This window comes from Mesotoga sp. UBA5825 (assembly GCF_002432955.1).
In the GTDB taxonomy this organism is placed as follows: domain Bacteria; phylum Thermotogota; class Thermotogae; order Petrotogales; family Kosmotogaceae; genus Mesotoga.
Map to the genome: position 1 here is coordinate 117,492 of NZ_DJHG01000069.1, position 16,891 is coordinate 134,382.

At 45.4% G+C, this 16,891-nt stretch carries 17 protein-coding genes and 1 pseudogene; 6 read left to right on the plus strand and 12 right to left on the minus strand.

Features of this window, described 5'->3' with window-relative positions; translation table 11 throughout:
* Positions 1 to 17: 17 nt before the first annotated feature.
* Positions 18 to 821 (minus strand): class I SAM-dependent methyltransferase, encoded by an 804-nt coding sequence (locus tag B3N33_RS06905; RefSeq protein WP_292592677.1) that lies wholly within the window; start codon positions 819 to 821, stop codon positions 18 to 20.
* A 178-nt stretch (positions 822 to 999) separates the two neighbouring features.
* Between B3N33_RS06905 and B3N33_RS06910 the strand changes: the two genes are divergently transcribed.
* Entirely contained in the window at positions 1,000 to 1,776 is a 777-nt protein-coding gene (locus tag B3N33_RS06910) for a hypothetical protein (protein ID WP_292592679.1), read from the plus strand.
* A gap of 171 nt (positions 1,777 to 1,947) precedes the next feature.
* Here the strand turns inward: B3N33_RS06910 and B3N33_RS06915 are convergent, their stop codons facing one another.
* A complete protein-coding gene (locus B3N33_RS06915) occupies positions 1,948 to 2,103 on the minus strand; it encodes a DUF3850 domain-containing protein (protein ID WP_214060839.1) in 156 nt (51 codons plus the stop codon).
* A gap of 50 nt (positions 2,104 to 2,153) precedes the next feature.
* Between B3N33_RS06915 and B3N33_RS06920 the strand changes: the two genes are divergently transcribed.
* Together B3N33_RS06920 and B3N33_RS06925 are read left to right on the plus strand one after the other, a co-directional pair.
* Complete coding sequence (locus B3N33_RS06920; RefSeq protein WP_292592681.1) at positions 2,154 to 2,984, plus strand: class I SAM-dependent methyltransferase; 831 nt, start codon at positions 2,154 to 2,156, stop codon at positions 2,982 to 2,984.
* 3 nt (positions 2,985 to 2,987) lie between these two features.
* Positions 2,988 to 3,626, plus strand: coding sequence for a hypothetical protein (locus B3N33_RS06925; RefSeq protein WP_292592683.1), 639 nt, complete (start codon positions 2,988 to 2,990; stop codon positions 3,624 to 3,626).
* A gap of 142 nt (positions 3,627 to 3,768) precedes the next feature.
* On the opposite strand, the gene B3N33_RS06930 is transcribed toward B3N33_RS06925, so the two are convergent.
* The gene (locus B3N33_RS06930) at positions 3,769 to 6,111 is read right to left on the minus strand and encodes an ATP-binding cassette domain-containing protein (RefSeq protein ID WP_214060837.1); all 2,343 of its coding nucleotides are present in this window, start codon (positions 6,109 to 6,111) and stop codon (positions 3,769 to 3,771) included.
* A 304-nt stretch (positions 6,112 to 6,415) separates the two neighbouring features.
* Between B3N33_RS06930 and B3N33_RS06935 the strand changes: the two genes are divergently transcribed.
* Positions 6,416 to 6,772, plus strand: coding sequence for a hypothetical protein (locus tag B3N33_RS06935; protein WP_292592685.1), 357 nt, complete (start codon positions 6,416 to 6,418; stop codon positions 6,770 to 6,772).
* A 604-nt stretch (positions 6,773 to 7,376) separates the two neighbouring features.
* Here B3N33_RS06935 and B3N33_RS06940 read toward each other — a convergent pair.
* The 6 genes from B3N33_RS06940 to B3N33_RS06965 all read right to left on the minus strand — a co-directional run bounded on the left by B3N33_RS06940 (position 7,377) and on the right by B3N33_RS06965 (position 12,551).
* A complete protein-coding gene (locus tag B3N33_RS06940; RefSeq protein WP_214060835.1) occupies positions 7,377 to 7,544 on the minus strand; it encodes a hypothetical protein in 168 nt (55 codons plus the stop codon).
* Between the two features lie 19 nt (positions 7,545 to 7,563).
* Positions 7,564 to 8,505 carry an HD-GYP domain-containing protein gene (locus B3N33_RS06945; protein ID WP_292592687.1) on the minus strand — a complete coding sequence of 314 codons (942 nt, stop codon included), beginning with the start codon at positions 8,503 to 8,505 and terminating at the stop codon, positions 7,564 to 7,566.
* Positions 8,502 to 8,963, minus strand: coding sequence for a GAF domain-containing protein (locus B3N33_RS06950; RefSeq protein WP_292592690.1), 462 nt, complete (start codon positions 8,961 to 8,963; stop codon positions 8,502 to 8,504). The genes B3N33_RS06945 and B3N33_RS06950 overlap by 4 nt, the downstream gene beginning before the upstream one ends.
* Before the next feature lie 101 nt (positions 8,964 to 9,064).
* Positions 9,065 to 9,271 (minus strand): hypothetical protein, encoded by a 207-nt coding sequence (locus B3N33_RS06955; RefSeq protein WP_292592692.1) that lies wholly within the window; start codon positions 9,269 to 9,271, stop codon positions 9,065 to 9,067.
* Positions 9,272 to 9,290: 19 nt separating this feature from the next.
* On the minus strand, positions 9,291 to 9,983 hold the full coding sequence (locus tag B3N33_RS06960; protein WP_292592694.1) for a PAS domain S-box protein: 693 nt from the start codon (positions 9,981 to 9,983) through the stop codon (positions 9,291 to 9,293).
* Between the two features lie 231 nt (positions 9,984 to 10,214).
* Complete coding sequence (locus B3N33_RS06965) at positions 10,215 to 12,551, minus strand: sensor domain-containing diguanylate cyclase (RefSeq protein ID WP_292592696.1); 2,337 nt, start codon at positions 12,549 to 12,551, stop codon at positions 10,215 to 10,217.
* An 81-nt stretch (positions 12,552 to 12,632) separates the two neighbouring features.
* Between B3N33_RS06965 and B3N33_RS12960 the strand changes: the two are divergent.
* Together B3N33_RS12960 and B3N33_RS06970 are read left to right on the plus strand one after the other, a co-directional pair.
* A pseudogene (locus tag B3N33_RS12960) lies at positions 12,633 to 12,728 on the plus strand (magnesium transporter); the annotation flags it as partial.
* 151 nt (positions 12,729 to 12,879) lie between these two features.
* Positions 12,880 to 14,121, plus strand: coding sequence for a serine dehydratase subunit alpha family protein (locus tag B3N33_RS06970; protein ID WP_214060471.1), 1,242 nt, complete (start codon positions 12,880 to 12,882; stop codon positions 14,119 to 14,121).
* Positions 14,122 to 14,925: 804 nt separating this feature from the next.
* On the opposite strand, the gene B3N33_RS06975 is transcribed toward B3N33_RS06970, so the two are convergent.
* From B3N33_RS06975 to B3N33_RS06985, 3 genes are read right to left on the minus strand one after another with little or no spacing between them, the layout of a single operon-like run.
* Complete coding sequence (locus tag B3N33_RS06975) at positions 14,926 to 15,060, minus strand: hypothetical protein (protein ID WP_292592698.1); 135 nt, start codon at positions 15,058 to 15,060, stop codon at positions 14,926 to 14,928.
* Entirely contained in the window at positions 15,057 to 15,611 is a 555-nt protein-coding gene (locus B3N33_RS06980) for a threonine synthase (RefSeq protein ID WP_349682156.1), read from the minus strand. The genes B3N33_RS06975 and B3N33_RS06980 overlap by 4 nt, the downstream gene beginning before the upstream one ends.
* Before the next feature lies 1 nt (position 15,612).
* A complete protein-coding gene (locus B3N33_RS06985; RefSeq protein WP_292592702.1) occupies positions 15,613 to 16,635 on the minus strand; it encodes a sugar kinase in 1,023 nt (340 codons plus the stop codon).
* Positions 16,636 to 16,891: the final 256 nt, after the last annotated feature.

The following is a 16,891-nucleotide window of genomic DNA, read 5'->3' on the forward strand; positions in this document are numbered from 1 at the left end:
AACAATACCTCCATCTGTTAACTGCTTCTTTCTCTGCCATCGAAGCTTGTTGAAAATATCGTTGGAAGATCGAAGTCTCTCTTCGCTACTTTGATACCCCAAATCTGAGTATAAGCCTTTCTTCCCATCACAAGTCCTTTGTTCATGTCCGCTTCAAGTTTCTTCATTCCCTCTCTGAAACCTCTTTCGGATAACAATCTCAATGCCGAATAGGCCTTGCTTCTGTATTGGTCATAGTGCTGCTTCTTGAACTCAAAGGTGGTCTTCACTTTTGTAGTATAGATGCCTTCGAATCCAGCCTTCTTCATAGCCGACATTATAGCTGAGTTTCCAGGATATCTTTCCCTGTCTATCTCCAATGTCTCAGGGAAATACTGAGTCAAAGTTCTCTCTCCTATGTCCTGGCATGAATCAGTTACCGTGAGAACACTTCCATCGATTTGCATTACTCTGTAGCTCTCCATGAAGAGGTTTTCAAGATCGGAAATGTAGTGGACAAGATTTATGTTAAAAACAAAATCAAACTGAGAATCCTCGTAAGGAAAAGCTTTATTGGCATCAGCTACTTTCAGATCGACGGTGTGATTCTTCTTTTCGGCCTCGGAAATCATTGATGGACTAATATCGAATCCAAAACCATCCGCATAGAGTAGTTCTGATAGGACGCTCACGTAATCAGCAGTCCCACATCCGGCTTCCAGTATTCTGTCGGCGTAGTGCACTCTGTTGAAAATGTGCTCCACCAACTTCTCGTTGGGATATCTGTGCTGAGAGTATATTGTGGCAAACTCATTGAAGTCAAAGCCCTTTCTCGAATTCATATAACCTCACCTCTTGAATAGTCTAACAAATGAGTTTGACAAAGCAGCGCGAATATCCGCAGTCTGTTTCACTTGTAAACTGCTATGTTAAATTATATCGATAGTGAACCGGCAAGTTTGTGTATATTTGTGTATAAGTGTATAATGTGAACAAAATGACAATTTGCGGAGGCCTTTGATGACTCTAAAGAACGTCCTTAGAATTCTTGGAGCATACGCGTGGAGTTTTGGGGAGACTCTAATCGACAAACCAACTTTAAACAAGTCCATGCTGTCAACCAACATAAAGTTCTATAACACACTTAAATGGATCAATATACTTTCCTCGTTTCTACTTTTCGTACCGGTATTTGGATCTCTTGGCAATTTCCATCTACCTCATATGCTAGGTTACCTCATCATGGCGTTTTTGGGCTACTCTACCTGGATATTCCAGGGTATTACAGGAGTTCCGATTTACGAGGAGACGCGGTTTCTCATATTGATGCACCTCACTCTTCATAGTTTCTTTGGCTTGTGGCGTGAATTCTACAACAAATTCGCCCTTTTCGACGATTTCCTTCACATTTTCGGTGGATTCTGGGGGGCTTTTTTTCTTTTTCCGTTTATTTTCGGCTCGGCGATCGCCTGGTCGAACCTTCCCCAAAAGGCAGTTAGGTGGAAGGTCTGGCTCTCCGGAATATCAATTGTGAATATGATAGGTGTATTTTGGGAAATAGGTGAGTTCATTTCCGACAAGATCTTTGGCGGTTATCCCGGTTACCGTATGGCTCAGGAAAATAGTCTCGACGACACAATGCTTGATCTCATATATAACAATATCGGCGCAACGATCGGAATACTGGTCTTCTGGTGGTACCTAAAAAGGTCGAAGGACATAAACACATTCGTGAAGGATATGGGAAAGAAGCTTGGAGAGTTTTTCAGGGAAGAGAGTACGATTCTAGGTCCCTAAGACAAGCTCAATTTCGATAGCAAGAACACCAAATCTCCGTTCGTCGTTATCTGAAAATATAGATCTGATTCTCTTCGGTAAGCTATCAACACCCTCGCCTGGTCTTTCAACGTCATACGAATCAAACAATTTTTCAAAAGTCGCAAATGATCTTACCCCCAAGGCCTGCACTTACAAAGTCTCTCCGCTACTGATTTTTGTAAAGACAATTACATCTCCGGCCGAAATCTTCTTTCTCTTATCATCGTTGAGTCTCACTTCAAAAGTCTTCCTGCTGGTCCTAATGAGTTCAAATGGTTCTTCGAGAAGTTTCATGGGGATCTTCACAGATCGCACTTCCTCTTATGGGTCAACAAACTTCTGAATCCCAGGTAAGTATGTATTATACTATAGTTAATTGCTCATTTGCCGTAATTCTTCTTGTGAGGTGCGCCGGTTTGAGGGATTCATGGGAATACTATAACGAAATTGCAGGTAGATATGATTGTTTGTACGAAGAACCCTACTGGAGGCTTTTCCACGCCACTGTTGAAAGACTTCTGGCCGACCACGTAGAGACCTTGGGAGAGGTACTTGATATCGGTACTGGAACAGGAAGATGGGCATTGTATCTTGCAAAAGAAGGCCATAGAGTAACAGGAGTGGATCTCGCCGAAGAGATGTTGAAGGTCGCGTCCATGAAGGCCGAGATAGCCGAACTCAACGTGAGGTTTCTCAGGTCGAACGCAGATAACCTTCCATTTGAAGGGGAGAGTTTTGACTACGTTCTTGCAATGGGCGATCTTCTTTCTTATGTCAAAGACTCGACGAAAGTACTCAAAGAAGCGTGCAGGGTACTTAAGAAAGATGGGGTACTTATAGCTACCGTTGATAATGCTTGGGCCTTCTTGCAGGATTTCCTCTCAAGGGGAGAGTATTCAATGGCCAAAGCTCTCATTGAAGGTGGAGAGATCCCCATAGGAGATAGTTCACTCAGCAGAAAGGTCTTTGTGACCAGACCTTTCTTTCCGGGCGAAGTAGAATTTCGTCTGAGCGAGAATGGGTTCGATCTAATTGACACAGCATCGGTAGTTGCCTTCTATCCGTATGATGAGAGGGCACTGGCCTCAAGAATAAGCGCGGCGGTAGACTGGGAATACAAATACTGCGGAAACCGCGAGACTTTTGCCCGTTCCGAGCATCTCTTCTTTTGCGGGAGAAAGAGGTGAAGAATGGCAAAGAGACGAAGGACTTCCCCTGCGCTCGCTATCGGTCTTTTCCTGATAATGGCTGCGATAATCGGTTTCATATTCTCGCTAATTGCTATCAACAAAGTTGGACAGATGGAAGCCGAGCTTACTCAAATGCGCAAGCAGTATGATCAGGAGTTGCTGTCAATAGAAGATGATTTCAAGGCAAAGCTCGCAAGTGTTGAAAGACTTCTTGGATCGGGAGGGACACTGGAGCAGTATATAGTTGCAAAGAACTTTCTCTCGAACACAACGGTAGATCTGGAAGCCATAATCACAGAGGCTCAGAAAGCGAGCGATAGACCGTATTTCAGGGTTTTCGTAACGGGCACCAAAGATATCTGGGTTGGAATAAAAAAAGCTTCTACTGACTCTGGGTATTTCTTTCAGAAGAATTTCAAACCCGGCCTTTCTCAAGAGAAGTTCTACTACTTCAAGAATCCAGAGGTAGAGACCAAGTACACAATCATGGTCGGAAAAGACGCCTACCTAAGGACAGGTGCACCGGAATCAGTCTATCTCATTTTTTTCGGATTTGATTCGGGCAAGCTTGTTAGGATGCCCTCAGTCGAGATCACAAATCTTTCAAAGGACCTGAATCTGTATATACCCGGATCATGATCATTCAACTCTCGTTCAAGCCATTCTGAAGGAAGTCTTAGGCGAAGTGAAACAGCAAACGTTTTCCACGAAGAGCCCTTGAAACCACTCCAAACAAATGGAGAAGACCATCCGCAAATGACTAAGACTCAACCGCAGAGTCCTATTCAGTACGCAAAGCTTCCACAGGATCTTTGCTGGCAGCTATCCTTGAGGGTATCAACCCTCCAATAACTGTCAGCAGAATGGTTGCTCCACTGAGCCCCAAAAAATGAATCAGATCGGGGCAAGCCACATTGGCAAGACCCGTTAAACTTTCGATTACCGAATTCATCGCCGGCACCAGCAATGAGCCGATAGCTACTCCAATCACGCCCGAAAATGACCCTATAACGAAATTCTCTGCGTTGAATACAGCACCGATGTCCTTCTTCCTTGCTCCAAGTGCCCTGAGAATGCCTATCTCCTTTGTTCTCTCTGTCACAGAGATGAACGTTATGATTCCGACCATTATTAACGAGACTACCAGTGAAATCGCAGCAAACGAAAGGAGTACTAGTGTCGAGGCGTTCAACACACCGTCCAGCAATCTTGAAATTGTTGATGCGAGATCAATATAGACAGCTCTTTCATTTTCCACTTTGCCTTCGTTCCAGGCATCAAGATGCTGGAGAATCTTTTCCTTGGATTTGAAGTCCTTCGGATAAAGTACCACGGAAACCGGTGTCTCAAATGCTCCGAGCTTCTGAAGAGTATTCCTCTTTGTCACAGGCAATGAAATCCCCCCGACAAGACGGGCCGTGATATCGGGCGGGATAACCGAAAGAACGTTGAAGAGATCTGAAGCGAATTGCTCTCCAGTGAAAACATTGATGTAGAGATCCTTCTGAGTTCGTACTATTTCAGACTGCCGTGCATTCTCAATAAACATCTGAGCCAGTCGATCGGAATAAGTAATTCCTTCATCAAGAACCGAGAACTCAATGTGCTTCTTTGGCCTAATAATTCCTACAATCCTTAAAGTGATTCCATAGTCACCGTAGTACAGTTCAATCAGATCGCTCAAAGACGTCTTGGGAGAAAAACGCATTCCATTCCTCACGTAGAAGTCATCGTTGTAGATTGCCTTAATCTCGAGTCCAAGAATATCTCCAAAATCGATTCTCTCTCTTTCATAGTCAATTCCTATGGCCTGAAGGACCTCCTTAGACAACCTGTTGTTTCGGCCTACTATTAGCAGCAGATCAGTTGGCTCTACTGGAAGTGAGCCGGCTACCAGATCGAAATTGCTTTCCAGATACCCAGGGGTGTCGGGATCCCGGTTCTCCGGATATGCGGTGAAGTTCACCTGTGTTTGATCTACCGTCTTCGCCATATCTCCGAATCTCGCAACCAGATTCATGTTAACGTGCCGCGTGTAAGTGAACCCCGAAAGAAGCTTTGGATCTATGCTCTCAACGTAGTTCAAATACTCTTCGGACAGATCGTTGTTGTGAATCAAGATCTCATCGCTCGGATCATACGGATAGACGAACCGACCGTCATACTCTAGCAATTGGGGCTTCTGGGACTCAATGTCAATAGTTGTCTGACTAATCATTATTGGAAACGTAGATAGAGTCTGAGCTTCAAAACCCGATAGCTGTTTTCCAAAACCGCTTGAAAGCGAAAGAACAAGAAAAATTCCGATAATGCCAATGCTTGAAGCTAGAACCGTGAGTCCCGTTCGCCACTTTTTAGTGAGAATATTGGTTGCGGAAAGCTTGAGAGCAGTCGAGAAACCCATACTCGTCTTCTTAAGTTTGAGTTCTGACTTGGGATCATCTTCCGAGCATGGTCTTGTGTCTGAAACAATTCGACCATCCTGAAGCGCGATGATTCTGTCAGCAAAATCCTCTGCAATCTTTTCGTTATGAGTAACCATGATTACCAACTTGTCACTGGCTACTTCCTTTATTAGCCTAATCGTCCGTTCGCCAGTCAGAGAATCTAGAGATCCAGTAGGTTCGTCGGCCAGGATGATCTCAGGGTCGTTTGCCAGAGCCCTTGCAATAGCCACTCTCTGCATCTGCCCATTCGAGAGCTGACTTGGCTTCTTGTGAACCTGATCGTTCAAGCCTACTCTTTCAAGCAAACCGAGAGCCCTCTTCTTTCGCTCTGAAGACGACACTCCACCGAGAGTCATAGCCAACTCAACATTGTCAAGGATGGAAAGGTGAGGAATCAAGCCAAAACTCTGAAAAATGAACCCAACGCTTTTGTTTCTATATGAATCAAGTTCCCAATCCTTGAACTCCTTGGTTGATCTGCCTTCTACAACCAGATCACCCGAGTCACATCTATCTAAACCTCCAATAATATTCAGTAATGTAGTTTTGCCTGAACCGCTGGGACCGAGTATGGCAACGAACTCACTTTTTGGGAAACAAACTGAGACTTCACTCAGTGCTTCTTGTTTGAGTTCACCGGTTTCGTAGATTTTTGATACTTCCTTCAGCTGAAGCATTGAGAATCACCCTCTCAAAATGGAATCAACAGGCTATAGACCCATTATATTACTCATTAACCCAATCCAAGAAACTCTTTACCAAAGACCTGAAATTCTCGCTACCGGCTCCAGATATCTTCTTTTTTGCGAACCAAACTCCACCTTTGATGCATAAGCGAGAGCCGCTTCTAGGTCGCTTCCATACTGGTTTTTCCCACTGCAAACGAGAAGTCATCACAATCCGATAATGAGGCTGTTCTTTACTACCTCTAGATAGAAAGAGTCGTGTGGCATGAAATCTATCTTTGATGAGAGGCGAAAGATGAGAATACTCGCTTTGCTTATGTACGCAACAGCAGTTGTTTGCACAACTCTCGCTTTTTCGGGAAGTTTTGAGACGGCAAGAACCGAAGAAATCGACGGTGTTATCAGAGTATCTGATGGATTAGTCATGATCGGTCTTTCCAAGAAATACGATGAGCCATATATAGAGACTCTTGTTTTGAAGATCGATTTCTCGGGTGAAGTCTTGTGGGTAAAGGAGTACGGAACTCCCGGAGATGATATCGGCAGATGCCTAACCGTCACTGGCGAATGGCCTGTCGAGATTCAAGTTGATCCTGAAACTCCCATCAAGAACTTTCTTAGTCATGTTCAAAGAAAGAATAGCCAGACTTAGCGGCATCTCTACAAGAAAGCTTACGATACCTTCAACTTGAGCCTATTCAGAAGCTGAGACAACGGTTCTTATCTCTGACCGCCAAGATAGAAAACAGTCCCAGTCTCGACCTGCCACTTTGTCAATAGGAATCTTATTGTCAAATCTGCATTCAAAACCATCGGAACTCGCGAGAGACTCTTGTGACTCCCCCCACTGCCTCATAGGGCATTAAGAAATACGCGGTACCAGCTGTGTAACTCGCAGCTATAATCCCAAGAATGATCAAACAGGTATTTGCTCTTCCCTTTCTTCTAACATTCCCCTACTATCTTCTAGCATGGTCCAGTAACCAGGGATACAGCACCCAACTCATATGAAACGGAGAGCATCAGGAGTTGCATCTACTTCTCGGTTATTCACGGCCTTCAACAAAACGATCATCGAAATGGGGTTCCTGAATGATCCCTGAAAAAAGGAAAAGTAAGACCAATTCGCATACCTATTCTAAGAAAAACCGGATGGAAAAGTTTCGTGGCCTGCTAGCCAAAGGGTTACTCATGAAGGAGAGTAACCTCTTCAGGACGGATGAAGATCTATAGAACTCTTATGGCTACGATCGTTTCTAAAACAGTGTAAGGATCTTTGAAAGCAGCCATATCACAGCAAAGACCAAGAGCCCGACAAAAGCAAGGCTGAAGATAACACGCAGACCAAACAAAGCAAGCTTCACAGCAAGACCTAAAAAAACCAACCCTCCGAAAATCGCAAGAATCAGTATCGCTACATCCATGCCATTACCTCCATATCACCTAGAGTCTACTGTAGTGAGACCTTTCAATGTTGAACCCGGCTTCTATTACATCAATACAGGCAGCTACTACCTCTTTGTCATAGAGTATCCCCGAGTTCTTTATTATCTCTTCGATTGCTTCCCCAACATCTTTTGATGCCCTATATGGTCTGTGTGACACCATAACTTCCACCACATCGGCGACAGCCTCGATTTTGGATTCCAACGTGAGTTCAGATCCTGCGAGGCCTTCAGGATAAATGGTTCCGTTGACCCTCTCGTGATGATGCTTAACGATCTCGGCTATTGGACCTCCCAACTTCATTTCGCGAAGGATTTGATAACCTATCACTGGATGGCGTTTTATCAAAGACCACTCCAGATCGGTTAGCTTTCCGGGCTTAGATAGAATCTCAGCCGGAATAGAAACCTTTCCCACATCGTGAAGCAGACCGACGATTCGTACAGCTCTGACGGAATCTTCTCCAAGCCTCAGTCTCTCTGCTATTGCGGTTGCCAATCGACTAACATTCTCCTGGTAACCGGCAGTATAGGGATCTCTTACTTCTACTACTTTGCTAACCAACTCAACTGCTCCTTCTAGAGCAACGTTTACCTGTCTAAGAGCTTCCGCCAGCTTGCTCTTTGCGGCGAGAGCTTCTGTAATGTCCACAACAATCAGGATAAGCATTTCCAACCCAGGAGAACCTAGAGGCGAGGCAAAGATCTCAACATCTATGACAGTACCGCTTGCTTGTCTTTGTCGGGTAACCGCATGAAGCGTCTCTCCAGTGGCTAGTCTTCCTGCTTCTGCCAACGCCTTGCTATCCGTTGCGAGATCCCAAATGGAAAGCTTTTTCAGTTCGTCAATTGAGAACTCGTAAAACTCGCAGGCTGCAGCATTTGCATCGATAATGGCTCCCGTAGGTGGATCTAGAAGCAGCATAACCGCTCCGTTCATTCTGAAGAAGTCTCCATAACGCTGCTCGCGGTAATCAGCTCGTCTTCTTCATGTGCAAGCGTAAGAATATCCCCGACGGATGCAACAAATTGCTTCTCATCAGGAGTCCATTCTCTCTTTGTATTCATGTCACAAAAAAGAGAGCCGATAATACTACCCCTTTTCTTCAAAGGAATGTCGATCAATGATCGTACTCTGACTTCCTTAAGACTATCGATGAACGGACTAATTCCCTCAATCTCAAGATTTGACACACTCAGAATCCTGTCTTGTCTAATCAGATCTAGATATTCATTTGCATACTCTCTGTTCATTGCGCGGTGTTTCTCTGCATTGACTTTATCTTTCTTGGCATCAAAGCTGATTACAAGTTGAATTTCTCCGAGATCGGTCAGCATATACACCCCTACTCGATCAACCTGCAGAAAAGAACCCACAATCTCAACAGCTTTCTTCATGAATTCATCAAGCAAAGAATCCTTCCCACCTGCTGCTTTCGAAAGCTCCAAGAGATGACTGTGCGCTTCGTCCTTGAATTCCTAAAGTCTCATGGCTTCAGTTACGTCGTAACAAAGCATACAACCTCTCCTGAAGGTAGTCTATATATGTAATTCGTCCACCAGCCCTCGCTCTCTTCCATGTGATACTTCTCAGCTTCAACCTTCTCTGGTATACCAGTCTCCCAGACTCCCTTAAGCGCTTCATACAGTTTGGTTCTTTCGATACCTTGAAAGACGGCCTTCAATTCTCTGCCAGTGGGTTTCAAACCATCTTCTTTCCTCTCGCTACTTGGAGATTTGAAGTCTTTCAGGAAGAAAGTCTCGCCATCTACACTTGTTAGAATCAGAAGACCACCATCCATCTTCTCTATCAGTTCGCGATATCTGGCTTCGCTCTGAATGATCTGATCTTCTGTCTTTCTTATCCTCAGTGATGTCTCCAAAGATCAGTATTATCCCGGCAGTCTCCCCATCTTCCCTTGTTATGGGTGCTGCCGAATCAGCGATTGAATAAATCTTCCCATTCTTGGATCTTAGTCCTGTGTGATTTACCAACCCTATTTTCTTACCTGTTTTCAGAACGAACTCCACGGGAATCTCGGCAGGTTCTCCAGTATCTTCACCGAAGATATCCATGACCTCTCCAACCCTCTTGCCGACTATCTTGTCTTCATTCAGACCGATTAGGTCACATGCAACCTCATTTGCAAATGTCACTATTCCGAACTCGTCTGTCGAAAGGACAGCATCTCCTATACTTGAAAGCGTAACTCTATAACGTTCTTCGCTTTCACGAAGAGCTCTCATCGATTCTATTCTTTGAAGAATCTTCCCGAGTCGTTCCGCCAACGAAAGTACGATCTGACCCTCTTCATAAAGAAAAGCTATCTCTCCCTCTCCGCGATAGAATTCAGAGATGCTTCCAACCTCTTTTCCTCTCATCCTTATTGGTTCGCGAATGAAACGTTCGCTCTTCATGAAGACCTCTGATACGAAGACCCTATCTCTAAGAGAATCGCCGCACAAGTATTTTCTGGTTCAAGAAATGCGTCGGGTAACATCCTTAGAAGTCCCTTCAGTATTTGCTCGGGTGAATCCTCTGCTTCATTCACAAGTCGCGAGAAGTTGTGTAGGAGACTCAGTTCTTTCTTCCTCTCTCTTAACTGCGCTTCGACACTAAGCTTTTCACTCATAGTCTACCATTCCCTGCTAGCCATTGCCCGGTCCCCCGGTTACTCGATTTCCTCCGCGCCCCTTTGATGTATACAGATTCCTGTCCGCCCTCTTAATCATATCTTCGAGTTCGTTTTCGTGTCCTTCCAGAGAGGCTGTTCCAAGGCTTGCTTTCACATCGATAGGCGTACCGTTGAAAACGATTTCCGATTCTTCAAGTGAATGACATATCCTAAGCGCTGCCTCTTCTGTTCTTTGCGCATCCGTCATCGGCAAGAGAACAATGAATTCGTCGCCGCCGTATCTACCGAAAATGTCGGCTGCCCGAAGAATCCTGTTGCAAATCTGCGCCACTCTCTTCAAAACAAAGTCTCCTGCTAAATGACCGAGGTTGTCATTCAATTTCTTGAAATTATCTATATCGAACATTATGAGCCCCATATCTGTTCCGTATCGCTTAGATTTTTCGATTTCTCTCTCTCCAAGCTCGAACAACCCACGCCTATTATAAATACCGGTGAGGTAGTCCCTTATTGAGAGCTCTCTTACCTTTTCATGGAGTCGAGCGTTGTTTATCCCTATCGCGGCAATATCTGCAAAGGCCTTCAAGGCCTCCAGATGACGGATCTTGAAGGCCTCCGCTTCCTCACTGTCCACTGCAATCATCCCGATTGGCTCATCTTCAATAATCAGAGGTACACCCATCCACGATTTGATGAAGAAGAAATCCGGTTTGTTGAACTGCGGGTATTTCTTCTGAGCGTCAGCAGCAAGAACTATCAGTTTGTTCTTCACTACGTCGAAACCTGGACTTCCCTCCTCCATAGTGAATCTTGTACCAACAAAACAGTCTCTGCCCGGCCAGCTGCCTCCTACTATGAGAAGCTCGTCCCCTTCGACAAGTTCAACTGCGGCGCTGTAAAACGGAATAACTTGCCTAAGACCTTCAACGATAGATTCAATTACTGTCCTCATGTTCAAGTCCCTTGTAATCGCCTCTGTTGCCTTTCTTAAGGACTCTGAGGTGATGTGATTCCTCTTTGTGATAACAAGGTTCTTAATTTTGCTAAGTGAGAGCGATATCGTTGTGCCGACCAATCTGTAAAGGTCTATGCTTTCCTCTGTGAGACCAGTTACTCTTTCTGTAAGACTCTCAAAAGTTCCTACAATTTCATCGTTTGACTCAAGAGCTATACAGACGTATCTTGACTCCTTCCCTTCAACTATCAGATTATCTACGAAGATGTGGTTGCTGATAAGCTTACCGAACACTCTTTCGTCCGTTCTCACGTTTGTCGGAAAGACTTCGGTGTCTCCTCGTGAAACCTCGAGATCAAAGGGCTCTTCTTCGCTAAAGGTAATCCGACAACCTACAACTCCCTTTTCTTCGTAGGCTCGGTTTGCAATCTTAGAGGCAGCTTCCTGAAGGTTATCTCCGCTCAAAACGAGAACGTACAAGTCGTTCATGAAAAGCATCATACTGTCTCTTGCTTTCAGCTCCGCTTGAAACTTCATCTCGTCCGTAACTTCTCTTGACGACATGGTCCAACCTGCGATGTTTTCCCCCTCGAACAACGGGCTTACTGCCGTCTCCATCCAAATTACCTGACCACTCTTCGTTCTTGCTCTGTACCTGAACGAACCGTGTCTCTTCTCTCGAAAAAGTGCTTTCGATTCTGCAATAACCCTTTCAACATCGTTCTTTTCGACAAGATTAAGCGCATTGGTACCTAAAAGCTCTTCTGGGGAGTACTCCATAGTACTTAAAACGGAAGGTGACACATACTTGAAAATCAAGCGTTGATCCGCAACTGCTAGAATGTCAAGAACATTTCCCTCGAAGTTTTTCAGCAGTTCATCGCTTCTCAAAAGCCTCTCTTGAAGAGCCAACTCACAGTCTTCATGATGATTTTCAGTGATACGCCCTCTTGCCTCTAGTAGAATTGAACAAAGTACCAATTTGAGGAACCTCTTCTCCTCTTCCTTCCACTCTCTGCTCTTTGAATCAGCTCCGCATACAAGAATTAATCTACATTGTCCTGCAGAATAATCTATCGTCATAGAGTTCTCTGTGATCTCCGAAGTATTGCCGGGAAGCCTTGCTTCGATGGTCTTCTTAAGGTTATAGATCTCGCCACTCTCTACTCTTCCGTTCCCCACTCTAATAACATCAGAGGCTTCACTTCTCCATTCGCAGACTGGCTCGATAGAATATGAGCCCTTTGGGGAACTTTCGACCTTAAAAAGGCGCAGACTATCCGCAGATATGGATCTGCCCGCTATCATAAGAGCCTCAAAGCGTCTCCCGCCAGAAGTAATGATCTCAGTGATCTGCTCTAATGAAGTGAAAAGATCAGAGAAATTGGCTCTCATAGCTTCCACCAAGTACAGAAAAGACGGTTGATCGTCATTAATTAATTATATATCATCGCAACTCCAAGACCAAATAAATCTCTTGATCCTGCGGTCGCCAGTAGTCCTCTCATTACAACCGTTGTCGATGCAACTGGACTTTTCATCTACTTCAGCGTTGCAACGCTTCTTCTATAGCTTCCGCTTGGATGAGAATGCTTCAGATCCTCTACGATCCAATGATCACAATACGTATATTGCTCTATAGGTAATAACATGAAAGGATCATCGTGTCACCTCAGACTTGAGGGCGGTGATAGACTTGATTATCTGGACGAGGAGGTGTTGAATGCGTTTTCTCGAAGAGTACCTTGAAACTGAGGTGAAGCCTGCACTCGGATGCACTGAGCCCGGCGCGGTCGCCTTCTGCACAGCAACAGCGGCAAGCAAACTGGAAGGTAGCATTAGAAGAATTAGCGTTGTAACAAGTGTGAGTGTCTACAAGAACGGAATGTATGTTGGAATACCTGGGACCAACGAGAAGGGAAATGAGTTTGCGGCTGCGTTGGGAGCTATTTGTGGAGATGCTGCTCTCCAGCTGGAAGCGCTTAAGCCATGCCGAATTGAGTCAGTGGAGTCTGCCAGAAAGTTGATTGAGGACCGCGCAGTCTCCGTTAGGTGCGATCCTGATCGTACTGGGGTGTTTATACAAGCGGTCGTAGAAGATGAGAACCATGTAGTGCGGTGCACGATATCCGGTAGTCACACCAATGTCTCGATGATCGAGATCGATGGAATGCCTCTCCCAATTGAGGAGCAGGCAATACCTTCTGCCACAATTGATTTCACTCCTGATGAAGTTTTTGATTCGGTCGAAGCAATGAACAACAGAGAGATAGGTAAGATCTTCGAAGGGATAGATATGAATCTTGATATCGCAAGATTTGGACTTGATAAAATCTTGTCTTCAAGAGAAGGCAGTAGTTACAACGAAGATGGTCTTGGATATAAGATTCGAAGATACTGTCTTGCAGCATCGGCTGCGAGAATGTCCGGTGCTCCGCTTCCAGTAATGAGTAGCGGAGGAAGCGGGAATCAGGGAATAGTTACGACTCTCCCTGTTGCGCTCACGGGTCTGCACTTTGAGAAAAGGAAGGAGGATATCGCTAAAGCAGTTGCCATAAGCCACCTGTTTTCCGGCTATATCAAGAAAAAGTTGGGAAGGGTAGCCCCGATCTGTGGATGTGTAACAGCTGCCGGAACGGGGGCAACAGCGGGCATAGTATATCTTCTTGGAGGATCAAGACAGCACATTGAACAGGCAATGCTTACAATCCTTTCGAGCACAACGGGAATAATGTGTGATGGTGCCAAAGAAGGCTGCGCCCTGAAGGCAGGCCTTGGAGGACATGAAGCCTATTGTTCCGCGATGCTTTCACTGAACAACCTTGGAATCGACTCAGATCAGGGTTTCATAGCTCCAACTCTAGACAGATCTATTGAGAATATACAGCTTCTGCTCTCCAAAGGGATGTCGAACATCGATTCCGCAATAGTCGAGGTTCTTGAAAACAGAAAGAATAGGATGTGATAGCACCGACAATTCACTCAGGTCGATTTTCGTATGAAAATAAATCAACTAGACTTCTTGCGGGAAAATACCGGTGAACCTCTCGCGCCAAAGCGATGATTCTTCGAGAGCCAGGACTCTGGAGCGTTATTGCGCGACTCCTTCATGAAACCACGATTCTCTGGTCTCCTTTGCCCGAGAATGTACGATAACTGTTTCAGCTCATTGTCCAGACTACTCCAGACTTCCTTGAGAGTTCCGTCTTTACGACTTTCTTAATTCTCAACTATGGCTCTTTTAAGCTCAGAACTGTCTCTTCCGACAATCTTCGAATGAGCAAGGACTGATTTGAAAGCCGAAATGGTTTTCAGCCCAGTCCCAGTTATTATTGCAACGGCAGAATCACTTTTACCAACTATTCCAGCTCGATGGGCTTTGATAAATCCTGCAACAGACGCGGCTCCGGTTGGTTCGGCAAACAGGCTTCGTACTTCGCCAACAGCTTAACTGCCTTTACCATCTCTTCATCAGACACAGAGAGTGCAAATCCGTTAGAGCTAAATATGGCCTCGAGTGCCAAATCGCCGTCGAGAGAATAAGGCACACCTATCGCAGTTGCACTCGTATTCGGGTACTCTCACCTCTCGATCCTGTCGCTTCCTCCTCTGAATGCCCTAACCACCGGTGCGCATCCTTCTGCCTTAACGATCAAGATTCTCGAACCCTGTCAATAATCCCAGCGCTCCTCAATTTCGTGAAGCCTTTCCAGGTTGCGGCTGCAAAACTGGCGCCACCTGCCGGAACTATCACCCAATCGGGGGTGTTTTACCCAAAGTCCTCTCTATCGGCGGCAGTTTTTGTCCCTTCGATATGGTATGGGTTTACCGAAGTCGCCGTTGTCAGGTTTTCCCAGTTGGAAGAAGCAGTGAGCTCTTCTATCAGATCTATGCATTCGCTCACACTACTACCCCTAACCAGAACAAGTCTCGCGCCGAATAACATCGCCTGAGTATTTCTTTCGACCGGTGTGTGTTGTCCGGCATTACTACAGTACACTCGAGACCTACTCTAGCGGAATATGCGGCAACTGCCGGCCCCGCATTGCCATCTGAAGCAACATCGATAGCCTCAACTCCGCTCTCAAGAGCTTTGGTGACTTCAAGGGTAGCCGGGCGATCTTTGTTTGTACCCGTGTAATTCTGTGTTTCATCCTTCAGGAAGAGTCTTCCCGAAAAGCCAAGCGTCCTAGGGAGTCTTTGACTTTCATTCAACGGAGTACCTCCCTCTCCGAGGGTCACAATGGATCGCAGATCGCTAACTGGCAGCAATCGATGAAACCTCCAGAGTCCACAGATACCCCTTTCGGAAAAATCAGAAGGAGCTACCCCTCCAACTCTTTCGTACATATACTTGAGCGTTCTTCTACACTCCGGACAGCGTGCTAACCGCTTCGAATTACTGTGCTCAAAACCACATCTGTTGCACCTTTGCAGGTAGTCTTGGGTCTCCATCCTATCTGACTACTCTTCCCGAGGTATTTCCTCCAAGTAGTTTCTCAACCTCGTCTCTGGAAACGATGTTGAAGTCTCCCGTTATTGTGTGCTTCAGACAGGAAGCGGCCACACCGAATTCAAGCGCTTTCCTTGGCTCCCACGAGCTGTCAAGTCCAAAGATAAGTCCCGCAGCAAATGCGTCTCCTCCTCCAACACGGTCAATTATGTTTATGTCGTATTTCGTTGAAAGCAAGAACTCTTCACCGTATAGAAGAGAGGCCGACCATCTGTTGAAATTCGCGTTAATACTCTCCCTAAGAGAAATCGCAACCGCCTTCAGATCAAACCTTTTCTTGAGTTTCTTTGCGACATCTTTGTAACCTTCAACACTCAGGCGACCATCGCTCACGTCTGTGTCTTCGGCTCTAATACCGAAGACAGATTCGCTGTCCTCTTCATTTGCAAAGAGAACATCGACATATTTCATCAGCTCAGTCATCACTTTCTTCGCCTTTTCCTTGGTCCAAAGCCTCGCTCTGTAGTTTAGATCGCATGAAACAGTTATTCCTCTTAACTTTGCCTCCTTTAGGGCAATCTCACAAATGGCGATCAATCGGTCACTTAAAGCCGGAGTGATACCAGTAAAGTGGAACCAAGACGCTCCATCGAAGATCTCTTCCCACGAGAAATCTTCGGGTTTGGAGTTCGAAAAAACCGAGTCGTCGCGGTCGTAGATCACTTTTGAAGGCCTTTGAGAGTAACCGGGTTCGTAGAAGTACTTGCCTAATCTACCGCTGCCTTTCAGAACATGACTGGTGTCCACCCCATGAATCGAAATGTTTCCCTTGGCCGCATCTCCGAACTGATCGTCCGATACTTTCGAGACGAAGCAGCTCTTACCTCCATAACGCGCAATCGCGACAGCAACATTAGCCTCCGCCCCCCCATAGACAACCTCGAAGTTCTTAGTTTGCTCAAACCTCTCTCCTAATGGAGTTGCAAGTCGCATCATTATTTCCCCAAAAGTCACAACAGTAGACACTGTCAATCCTCCTCCTATCAATACATGACTATATGAATCTACAGATTTCAACGCCTAACCTGTCCATCACTACAACCAGGGAAAGTTGGCAATCGATTCCTACAAAGATAATAGCACGACAGTTTTGGAAGAACTGTGCAAAAATCGCTAGAATTTCGGATCATGAAAAAAATTTTTTCTGATGATTGCACCCCATCAAATTCAAGCTGACGAGCACAATTGGCATTATTTGCTCCCTATTACTCATAATCGTCAA